The organism is Streptomyces sp. CC53, assembly GCF_001865245.1.
Taxonomy (GTDB): domain Bacteria; phylum Actinomycetota; class Actinomycetes; order Streptomycetales; family Streptomycetaceae; genus Streptomyces.
Genome location: NZ_MKXB01000029.1, coordinates 1 through 10,165 on the forward strand (window position 1 = coordinate 1; position 10,165 = coordinate 10,165).

General features: G+C 76.8%; 8 protein-coding genes. 1 reads left to right on the top strand and 7 read right to left on the bottom strand.

Features of this window, described 5'->3' with window-relative positions; all coding sequences use genetic code 11:
* The coding region (locus BJP40_RS02495) for a serine/threonine-protein kinase (protein ID WP_256220602.1) at positions 1 to 1,072 on the bottom strand (1,072 nt) is incomplete at its 3' end.
* Between the two features lie 207 nt (positions 1,073 to 1,279).
* Between BJP40_RS02495 and BJP40_RS02500 the strand changes: the two genes are divergently transcribed.
* Positions 1,280 to 1,543, top strand: a complete 264-nt coding sequence (locus BJP40_RS02500) for a hypothetical protein (protein ID WP_079170856.1) — start codon at positions 1,280 to 1,282, stop codon at positions 1,541 to 1,543.
* 254 nt (positions 1,544 to 1,797) lie between these two features.
* Here the strand turns inward: BJP40_RS02500 and BJP40_RS02505 are convergent, their stop codons facing one another.
* From BJP40_RS02505 to hmgA, 6 genes are all read right to left on the bottom strand, one after another.
* Positions 1,798 to 3,015 carry a CaiB/BaiF CoA-transferase family protein gene (locus BJP40_RS02505; protein WP_071278252.1) on the bottom strand — a complete coding sequence of 406 codons (1,218 nt, stop codon included), beginning with the start codon at positions 3,013 to 3,015 and terminating at the stop codon, positions 1,798 to 1,800.
* A gap of 334 nt (positions 3,016 to 3,349) precedes the next feature.
* Complete coding sequence (gene secD, locus BJP40_RS02510; RefSeq protein WP_071278253.1) at positions 3,350 to 5,671, bottom strand: protein translocase subunit SecD; 2,322 nt, start codon at positions 5,669 to 5,671, stop codon at positions 3,350 to 3,352.
* A 222-nt stretch (positions 5,672 to 5,893) separates the two neighbouring features.
* The gene (locus BJP40_RS02515; RefSeq protein WP_071278254.1) at positions 5,894 to 6,370 is read right to left on the bottom strand and encodes a hypothetical protein; all 477 of its coding nucleotides are present in this window, start codon (positions 6,368 to 6,370) and stop codon (positions 5,894 to 5,896) included.
* 193 nt (positions 6,371 to 6,563) lie between these two features.
* Entirely contained in the window at positions 6,564 to 7,790 is a 1,227-nt protein-coding gene (locus BJP40_RS02520) for a type ISP restriction/modification enzyme (protein ID WP_071278255.1), read from the bottom strand.
* A 14-nt stretch (positions 7,791 to 7,804) separates the two neighbouring features.
* Positions 7,805 to 8,554, bottom strand: a complete 750-nt coding sequence (locus tag BJP40_RS02525) for a GntR family transcriptional regulator (RefSeq protein WP_071278256.1) — start codon at positions 8,552 to 8,554, stop codon at positions 7,805 to 7,807.
* A gap of 28 nt (positions 8,555 to 8,582) precedes the next feature.
* The gene (gene hmgA / locus BJP40_RS02530) at positions 8,583 to 9,920 is read right to left on the bottom strand and encodes a homogentisate 1,2-dioxygenase (RefSeq protein WP_071265683.1); all 1,338 of its coding nucleotides are present in this window, start codon (positions 9,918 to 9,920) and stop codon (positions 8,583 to 8,585) included.
* Positions 9,921 to 10,165: the final 245 nt, after the last annotated feature.

The window sequence follows — 10,165 nt, forward strand, 5'->3', positions numbered from 1 at the left end:
GGGCGCGGGCCCCGCCGATGCCGTCGCGCGTGCCGGCGCCGCCCGTGCCGGCCTCGCCGTCCGCACCGCCGCGCTCGGCCCACCCGCCCGTACCGCCGCCGTCCGCGCCGCCGTGCATGCCGCCGCCGGGCCCGTCGTCCGGCCCGCAGGGGGCGCCCGCGCCGGCCGGAAGGCCGTCGGGTGCGGGCCCGCGGACGTACGGGAGGGTGGGCCGGGTGCCGCCCGGGGGAGTGGGAGCCGGATGCGCGGCGCTGCCCGCCGCCTCCAGGAGCCGGGCCGCGGCCCCGGCCGTCAGCCGCTCCTCCGGGTCCTTGCGCAGCAGCCCCTCGACGACCTCCGCGAGCGGCCCCGCACTCCGCGGCGGCGGCACCGGGTCGTCCACCACCGCCCGCAGCGTGCCGAGCACCGTGTCCCGCCGGAACGGCGTCCCGCCCTCCACCGCCGCGTACAGCAGCACCCCCAGCGACCACAGGTCCGACGCCGGGCCCGAGGCCCGCCCCATCGCCCGCTCCGGCGCCAGGTACTCGGGCGACCCCACGAGTTCGCCCGTCACCGTGAGCTGCGGGGAGCCCTCCACCAGGGCTATGCCGAAGTCCGTCAGCACGACCCGGCCGTCGTTGCCCAGCATCACGTTGCCGGGCTTGACGTCCCGGTGCAGCACACCCGCCTCGTGCGCGGCCCGCAGCGCGGCCAGCACCTCCGCCCCGATCCGGGCGGCCCGGCGCGGCGGCAGCGGCCCCTCCGCCTGCAGCACCTCGGCGAGGGTGAGTCCCCGCACCAGCTCCATCACGATCCAGGGGCGGCCGTCCTCCGCGGCCACGTCGTGCACTGTCACCACGTTGCGGTGGGCGATCCGCGCCGTCGCCCACGCCTCCCGCTCCAGCCGGGCGTACAGCCGCCGCACGTCCTCCGCGCCGAGCCCCGCCGGGGCCCGCACCTCCTTCACCGCGACCTCGCGTCCCAGTACCTCGTCCCGGGCGCGCCACACCACGCCCATCCCGCCCTCGCCGAGCGGACCGAGCAGTCGGTATCGCCCCGTCACCAGCCGTTCGCTGCGCCGTCCTTCGCTCACCGAGCGTCCCCCTTCGCTTCGCCGCCGCCCACGATCCGGCTACGAGGAGAGTGTCCAACTCACCCTGGAATCAGACATATTCGGAGAGTAACTGTCAACCCTCGTACGGGTGTGGTGAATCCCGACACCGGGATACCTGGCTGCGATGCGGGGACGATAGGCTTAACGTGGCCCGGGCCGGGTGCCCTTGTACGGGTGGGGAGTGACATGGAACAGATAACGATGCGCAGCAGGCCACGTGTGCCTGCGATCACCTGCAAAAGCAGCGCGACCAGTTCACGGTTGGACCGCCACCTCGCGGTCCTCGGGGGGCCCGCCATCCCGCAGCGCGACGCTGCGGAGGCCACGTCCCTCATGCGTGAACTGACCAACCGTGACGTCGTCCGCGACCACCGGGGCAAGAGCGTCCGCGTGTCGCTCTTCGCGCCGCTGCGCCGCCTCCGCCGTTCGCTGTTCGGCAGCCACGGCTGACGGCACCGGGGAAGGCCGGTCCGGGGGCGCGCCCACGACGCACCCCACCCCCCGGGTCCCGCGCTCCGAGGACCCCGGGGGCGACCCCACCGCTCATCGCCCCTCCGGCCTCCCCTCCGCCGCCCCGTCCCCTCCTTCCCGGCCCCGCAGTCCCCGGTACCGCCACCCGCTCAGGTCCCCGTCCCCCACGGCCCGGCACCACCGCTTCCGTTCCGGCACGACGACCCGCGGCCACCCCCGACCGCCCGCCGGACTCAGGCGACCACGCCGTCCCGGCGCAGCGCCTCGCGCTCCCGCTCGGGCACGCCCAGCTCGCCGAGCAACGCGTCCGTGTGCTCCCCGAGCCCCGGCACCGCGCCCATACGGGCCCCGGGACCGCCGGGGAAGGTCACCGGGGGCAGCAGGGCACGCAACGGGCCCACCGGTGACGGGACCTCGCGCCACCGGTCCCGCGCCGCCAACTGCGGGTGCGCGGCCACGTCCGCCACCGAGTTGAGGCGGGCACACGCGAGGCCGGCGGCCTCCAGCCGCCCGACGGCCTCGGCCGTCCCCAGGCGCGCCAGCGCCTGAGCCACCACCGCGTCGGTCCGCTCCCGGTGCGCGACCCGCGCCCGGTTCGTCGCGAAGTCCGGGTCGTCCCCCAGCTCCGGTCGCTCCAGCACCTGTTCCGCCAGCCGCCGCCACTCGCGGTCGTTCTGCACCGACAGCAGCACCTGCCCGCCGTCCGCCGTCCCGTACGCGTCGTACGGCGCGATGACGGCGTGCGCCACACCGGTGCGGGGCGGGGCCTCGCCCCCGTGCATCCCGTGGTGCAGGGGGTGGCCCATCCACTCGGCCAGCGAGTCCAGCATGGACACCTCCACCGGCCCGCCGAGGCCCGTCGTCGAGCGGCGCAGCAGAGCGGCCAGCACCCCTGAGAACGCGTACATCGCCGCCGCGATGTCGGCCGCCGGGACGCCCGCCTTCACCGGCTGCTCCGGTGTCCCCGTCACGGACACCAGGCCGGCCTCGCACTGCACGAGCATGTCGTAGGCCCGCTTGTGCGCGTAGGGGCCCTCCGTGCCGTAGCCGGATATGTCGACGGCGATCAGGCGGGGGTGCGCCGCGCACAGCGTCGCCGCGTCGAGCCCGAGACGGGCGGCGGCGCCCTGCGCCAGGTTCTGTACGAAGACGTCCGCGCCGGCGACCAGCCGCCGTACGAGCGCGTGGCCGCGCGGGTCCTTCAGATCGACTGCCAGCGACTCCTTGCCGCGGTTGCACCACACGAAGTGCGAGGCGAGACCGCGCGCCGCCGTGTCGTACCCGCGGGCGAAGTCGCCGCCGTCCGGGCGCTCCACCTTGATCACGCGGGCGCCCAGGTCGGCGAGCTGCCGGGTGGCGAACGGCGCGGACACGGCCTGCTCCACGGCGACCACGGTGACGCCGTCGAGGGGGAGGGGCGGGCTCGCGGGGGGTTGCGGAAGGATGCTCATGACAGCCGTACCTACCGTGTGCCGGACCCCCTTGTCACCACCCGGCCCCTGCCGCCTCGCAGACCTCGCTGCGGACACGGGTGCCGAGCGCGGTCCCGGCGGGGGCGATGCGCCGCATCCTGCGGCCCCGCGAGCGACCCGCTGCGGGGCGGAGCTGCTCCGGTGCTGCGGTCCGCACGGGGCGGACCGACCCGCCCGCCCCGTCCAGGACGCGCCGGGCCGCGAACGGGCCCGTGAGTCCCGGACCGGTGCGGGCCCGGGGGCTCGCCTGCGCGTCCGCCGGCCGGGCGCTCACCGGCCCCGGGGCGCGGGGCCGGCGGCGACGTGGGGCCCGTCAGACGACCGCGCCCGCGGGGTCGGCGGCCCTGGCCCGGGTGGGGCGGGGCGGGGCCGGGGCGCGGGTCTCCAGGGCGACCGTCAGCGGGAGGGCGGTGAAGACGGTGGAGGCCATGCCCAGGACGACACCGGCGAGGAGCGCCACGGAGAAGTCCGTCAGGGTGTCCCCGCCGAGGACGGCGAGAGCGGCCAGGACGAAGAGGGCGCCCACGCCGGTGTTGACCGTACGGGGCAGGGTCTGGGCCACCGCGCGGTCGGCGAGCTCCGCGAGCGGCAGCCGGCCGCCCTTGCGGCGCAGCTCGCGCAGGCGGTCGAGGACGACGACCGAGTCGTTGACCGAGTAGCCCACGACGGTCAGCAGCGCGGCGAGGAACACGCTGTCCACCGGCTTGCCCAGCCAGGCGAAGAGACCGACGACGAGCAGGACGTCCTGGGCCATCGCGGCGACGGCCGCCAGCGCGTACGTCCAGCGGAAGCGGACGGAGAGGTACGCGAGCTGCGCGGCGACGGCGAGCCCGAGCGCGATGAGCGCGTGGGTGCGCAGTTCCCCGCCGAGACTCGGGCCGATCAGGTCGTCCCGTTCGACGGTGACGGGGCCGGCGGTCTCGGTGAGGGCCTCGGTGATGCGGGCCTGCGCCGCGTCGCCGGTCTCCCCCACGCGGACGGTGACGTCCCGGCCGCCGTCGCCCGTGGTCTGGACGACGGCGTCGGGGAAGCCCGCCTCGGCGACCGCCGCGCGGGCCGCGTCCGCGTCCACCGGGCGGGTGGCCGTGTACTGGACGTCCCGGCCGCCGGTGAACTCGACGCCCAGTTCCACCCCCCGCACCCCGATCCCGGCGAGGGCCACGAGGAGGAGCGCGGCGCTGACGGTGAACCAGCGGCGCCGGTGGACCATCAGCCGGGGGGCCTTCCGGGCCAGCCGGGTGCGGAGCCGGCCGAGGCCCGCCATGCCGGTCAGCCGGGGCCTTCGGCGGACGGCGGGCAGCGACAGGGCCGCGTCGGCGAGCAGCCGGGTGATGACCATGGCGGTGACCATCGAGGCGAGGACCCCGATGGCGAGGGTCACGCCGAAGCCCTTCACGGGGCCGGTGGCGAAGGCGAAGAGGAGCCCGGCGGCGAGGAGCGTGGTGATGTTGGAGTCGGCGACGGCGCTCCACGCCTTGCCGAAGGCGGCGGCGAGCGGCCGCCGCGGGTCGCGGGCGGCGGCGGAGCGGCCGAGGGACGCGTACTCCTCCCTGGCCCGTTCGAAGACGAGGACGTTGGCGTCGACGGCGATGCCGACCGCGAGGACGAATCCGGCGAGGCCGGGGAGGGTGAGGGTGGCGCCGAGGGCGACGACGGCCGCGTACGAGACCAGTCCGTAGAGGAGCAGGGCGACCGTGGCGAGGAGGCCGAGCAGCCGGTAGACGGCGATGACGAAGAGGCCGGTGCAGGCGAGGCCGATGACGGCGGCGAGGGCGCTGGCGCGGATGGCCTCCGCACCGAGGGTCGGGCCGACGGTGCTCTGCTCGATCGTGGTGACGGGGACGGGCAGTGCGCCGCCCTCGACGAGGGCGGCGAGGTCGCGGGCCTCCTGGGCGGAGAAGCCGCCGGTGATCTGGGTGGCGCCGCCGACGATGCCGCTGCCGCAGGCGACCCCGGTCTGCATGGCGGGGGCGGAGACGATCCGTCCGTCGAGGACGATCGCGACCCGGCGGGCGGGGTCGCCGGGCGGGGCGCAGGCGGCCTCTCCGGTGAGGCGGGCCCAGTCGGCGGCGGCGCCGTCGCGGAAGGCGAGGTCGACGGTCCAGCCGCGTCCGCCCGTGGTGTCGAGGACGGCGTCGGCGCTTTCGACGCCGTCACCGGTGAGCGCGGGGGCGGCGAGGGCGAGGAAGCCGGCGGAGCCCGGGGCAGCGTCGGGGTCGGCGAGGACCAGCGTGCCGTCGGCGGCGGACGGTGTCGCCGGGCCGTCGGCCGCGCCGGTGACGGCGTGGATGGTGAGCTGGGCGGTGCGGCCGATGACCTCGGCGGCCTCGCGCGGGTCGCGCAGGCCGGGCAGCTCGACGACGATCCGGTTCTCGCCGGAGCGGGCGAGCGTCGGCTCGGCGACGCCGAGCCCGTCGACCCGCTTCCGGAGCACTTCGAGGGCCCGGTCGGTGGCCTCGGCGTCGGCGCGGACCCCGGGGGCGTCCCGGGTCTCCAGCACGATCCGGGTGCCGCCGCGCAGGTCGAGACCGAGGCGGGGGGCAGTGGTGAGGGCGGTCCAGAGGGCGAGTCCGACGACGACGAGGGCGAGGAGTGCGCGCCGGAGCACGGCGGCGGACGACGGGGATGACGGCATGGGATCTCCACGGGCGGTGCACGGCCGCGACGCGGGGCGGCGGACCGTGCGGGGCGAGCTGGGTACGCGCGCGTGACCGTGCTCGCGGGACGCGGCGGAGCGGCTTGCGCCGGTCCCGGCGGTGGCCGGGGGACGGCGTGAGCCCCGCGTGATCCCGTCGACACGGCCCCGGCCGGGCGGCGGGCAGGCCGACGGCCCGGGCGGCGGCGCGGTGGAACGGCGTCAGCTGTGCCGGGTGGAGGGTGGGCCCCGCGGGGCGGTGGGGTCGTACGGGAGGCCGGGCGGCGCCCGCTCGCGGCGCGGGTCCCCCTCGACGGGCCCGCGTCCGGGGGCCTGGTCCGCGCCCCGGACGGCCTGCGGCGCCGCGGGCGGCGGTGCGGGCAGCCGCACGGACTGCTCGACGGCGGCGGGCAGTTCCACGGCCTCCGCACCGGTCACGCGCGGGCCGGACCCCGCGGCGGGGTCCGCATCGGTGCGCGTGGGCGCCGCCGCCGGCGGTACGGGCTGTCCGGCGGCGGGCAGTTCCCCGGATGCCGCACCAGCCGTGGGGGAGCCGGGCTCCGCGGTGGGGGCGGCGACGGCGGCCGGCGGGCCGGCCGGGGCGCTCGCGGGCGGCACGAGGAACGCGCAGAGCGCGCAGAGCAGCGCCGGCAGGAGTCGGGCCAGGACGCGGCCGGAGGACGGTCCGGTGACGTGCACCGTCCACCTCCGCTCTCCGTCGTGACCTTGCGTCGGCTCAGCCTAGACCGATCCCGGCGGCCGTCGGTACGGCCCGTGGCAGGGACCGGCCTCGACGGGCCGGCCCGGTGACCGGGTGCCGAACCGGGGGCGCGGGAAGCCCGTCGACACCGGTGGGGGGCCGGGACGCGTCCGCCGGCTGCCGGTGTGACGCCTACAGCAGCGCGCACTGGCCCTCCGGCCCCTCCTCGGGGAGCTCCAGGACGGATGCCGGTCTGCGGGCGGCGGCGGGCGGCGGCCACAACCCGGCGGCCCGCAGGTCCGCCCGGCCGAGGCGCGGCTGCTCACGGTCGGCGAGCAGCGCCGCCCGCTCGGCGGCCATCCCGCCCAGCAGCGCCAGGACCGTGACCAGCTCCAGCAGTTCCGACGTCCACTCCGGGGGCCACACCGGTGGGCGGATCGCCTCCAGCGTGCCGGGCTCCGCCGGTGCCGTGCGCCGCTCGAACCAGAGCGGCAGCACGCGGACCCCCGACACGTGGAAGTCCCACGCCTCCACCGGCACCGGCGCGACCCGTCCGGTGCCGCCCACCAGCAGGGCCTCCCCCTCGGCGTCGTACGCGAGGCTGTCCGGGTGCGGTGGGAGCGCGGCCCGCACGTAGGGGCGCCGCCCTCCGGGCAGCCGCGGCCGCTCCCCGCCCCGCGCGCCCCGCAGCTGCACGTCCGTGAGCCGCCGGCCCAGTGCCACGCCCGCGGCCCACACCTGGGGGTCGGCGGGCAGCGGTACCGCGCATCCGGCGGGCGAGGGCCGCGCGGCCGCCACCGCCCACGCCAGCAGGTCCGCGGCCGACACCGGCATCCCGTACCGCGCCGCCAGCAGCTCCGGCAGGCCCGGCGTGACGTTCGGCTCGTGGCCGCCGGGGCGGCGGTACAGGGGGCGGATCCGGCCGGGCCGGCCCGCCGCGGGGCGGCCGTCCGGCAGCGCGGCCGTCACCAGCAGGGCGGGGCCCGCCGCCTCCGCCCGGTCCTGCGGCAGCGGCACGCGGCCCTGCTCGACGGCGAACAGCTGGTGGGCGTCCGCGACCCGCCACAGCTCGGGGCGTGCGGCGTCGATGAGGCGGTGGTCCGGCAGCAGCCACTGCTCGTCGAACGGCCCGTACGCCACCCGCACCGGCTCCGGGCAGGGCCCCGCCTCCCGTGTGAACCGCACCGTGCCGGTCCGCTGCCCCGGCAGCGCCGCCACGGCACTGTGCTGGCCCCTGGAGCGGGTCGGGCGGAACAGCTCCTCCCGCCGCGCGCCCCCGGCCGCGACGAGCGTGTCCCAGCGGGTGCGCAGCGTGCGGGCGTCGGGGGCGGCCACCCAGTCGCGCCCCAGCCGCAGCGGCGCCACGGACCAGGGCATCAGGTCGTCCAGCAGCGGCGTCTCATCGGTCACGGGCCGCATGGTAGTGACCGCGCTCAGTCCGCCTCGACCGTCACCGTGAACGAGAAGCGGTCGCCCCGGTAGCGGATCCTGGCCACGTCCGCGACGCGGCCGTCCTCGTCGTAGGTCACACCCGTGTAGTGCAGGATCGGCGACAGCAGCGGCACCTGGAGCAGTTCCGCGGTCTCCGGGTCCGCGAGCCTGGCCTCCACGGTGTCCGTGATGCGGCTGATGCGCACCCCGACCGTGTCCCGCAGCACCTTCGTCATGGGCCAGCGCTCCAGGTCGGCCAGGTCGATGGCGGCCGCCAGCTCGGGCCGCACGGCGTTCTCCGCCCAGTTCGTCGGCTCGCCCGTGTCCGCGTCGCGGCGCAGCCGCCGGTACGCGACGACCTCGGAGGCGTCCGGGAAGTGCTCGGCGAGGTCGCCGGCCACCCGGACGGTGCCGTGCCCGAGGATCGTCGTCCGCTCGCCCGACTGCTGGGCCACGATCGCGTCGATCGAGCCCAGCAGCCGCCGGGGGGCGCTGCGGCGCGCCCCCGGTTCGATGAAGGTGCCGCGCCGCCGGTGCCTGCTGATCAGGCCCTCCTCCTCCAGCTCCTTGAGGGCCTGCCGCATGGTCAGCACGCTCACCCCGTAGTGGGCCGCGAGCTGCTCCTCCGTGGGCAGGCGCAGGGAGGCGTCCGGTGAGCGCCCCAGTATCGAGGCGCGCAGGGACTGGGACACCTGGTACCAGAGCGGCAGCTTGCGGTTCAGGACCAGCGAGTCGGGGGCGAAGGCGGACACGGCATCTCCGTACTGCGCTGACGCGGTGCTATGAGCGGAAGTGGCGCTCCAGACCCTGCCACACGTCGTCGTACCCCCGCTGAAGGTGGTCGGCGTTCGCGGCCTGGGCCGTCGCCGTCACCGGCCAGCGGGTCTCGAACATGAAGGCCAGGCCGTCGTCGACCTTCTGCGGCGCCAGCTCGGCGGCGCTGGCCTTGTCGAAGGTCTCCCGGTCGGGGCCGTGCGCGGACATCATGGTGTGCAGCGAGCCCCCGCCGGGCACGAAGCCCTCCGCCTTCGCGTCGTACGCGCCCTCGATGAGGCCCATGTACTCGCTCATCACGTTGCGGTGGAAGTAGGGCGGGCGGAAGGTGTCCTCGCCGACCAGCCAGCGCGGGGCGAACACCACGAAGTCGACGTTCGCGAGGCCCGGGGTGTCGGTCGGGGAGGTCAGGACCGTGAAGATGGACGGGTCCGGGTGGTCGTAGCTGATGGTGCCGATGACGTTGAACGTGCGCAGGTCGTACACGTACGGCACGTGCGTCCCGTGCCAGGCGACGACGTCGAGCGGGGAGTGCCCGTACGTGGCCCGCCACAGGTTCCCGCAGTACTTGCTGACGACCTCGACGGGCCCCTCGACGTCCTCGTACGCGGCGACGGGCGCGCGGAAGTCGCGCGGGTTGGCGAGCCCGTTCGCACCGATGGGGCCGAGGTCGGGGAGCTGGAAGGGCTGCCCGTAGTTCTCGCACACGTACCCGCGGGCGGTCCCGTCCAGCAGCTCGACACGGAAGCGGACGCCGCGGGGGACGAGCGCCACGTCACCGGGGCGGGCGGTGAGCAGGCCGAGCTCGGTGCGCAGCAGCAGCCCGCCCCGCTCGGGGACGATCAGCAGCTCGCCGTCGGCGTCGCTGAACACCCGCTCCATGGAGGTGTTCGCGTGGTAGAGGTGCACGGCCATGCCGGTGCGCTGGGCCGCGTCGCCGTTGCCGCCGAGGGTCCACAGGCCGGCGAGCCAGTCGGTGCCGGGCGCCGGGTCCGGCAGCGGGTTCCAGCGCAGCCGGTTGGGGTCGGGGACCGTCTCGGTGAAGGGGCCCGAGCGCAGGGCGCCGTTGTCGGCGCGGGTGAACGGCGGGTGCGCCGCCGAGGGGCGGATCCGGTACAGCCACGACCGGCGGTTGCCGGCCCGGGGCTCGGTGAAGGCACTGCCGCTGAGCTGCTCCGCGTACAGCCCCAGGGGGGCGCGCTGCGGGGAGTTGCGGCCCTGCGGGAGGGCGCCGGGGACGGCCTCCGACTGGTGCTCGTTGCCGAAGCCGGAGAGGTACTCCAGGCTGTCGGCGATCTTGTTGGTTCGCTCGTTCGCCGATCCGGCGACGCCGCCCTTGGTCATGGCATGCTCCTGCTGCTCATGGAATCCTATGGATGACCGTAGGATTCCGTGGGGCCCGCCGTCAACGGGAAGCGGTCCGCGGGGCGGCGATGGGACGCGCGGAGCCCCCGGAGGGTTCCGCGCCGGGCGTGCCGGCCGACCGTGCCCGCGGGGCTTCCGCTGCCCTGCGCGGCCGGGGCTCCAGTGCGCCCGTGGCACTCGATCCTGCACCCGCGCGCCTGCGTCCGCCGTGACGTCTGCTGCCG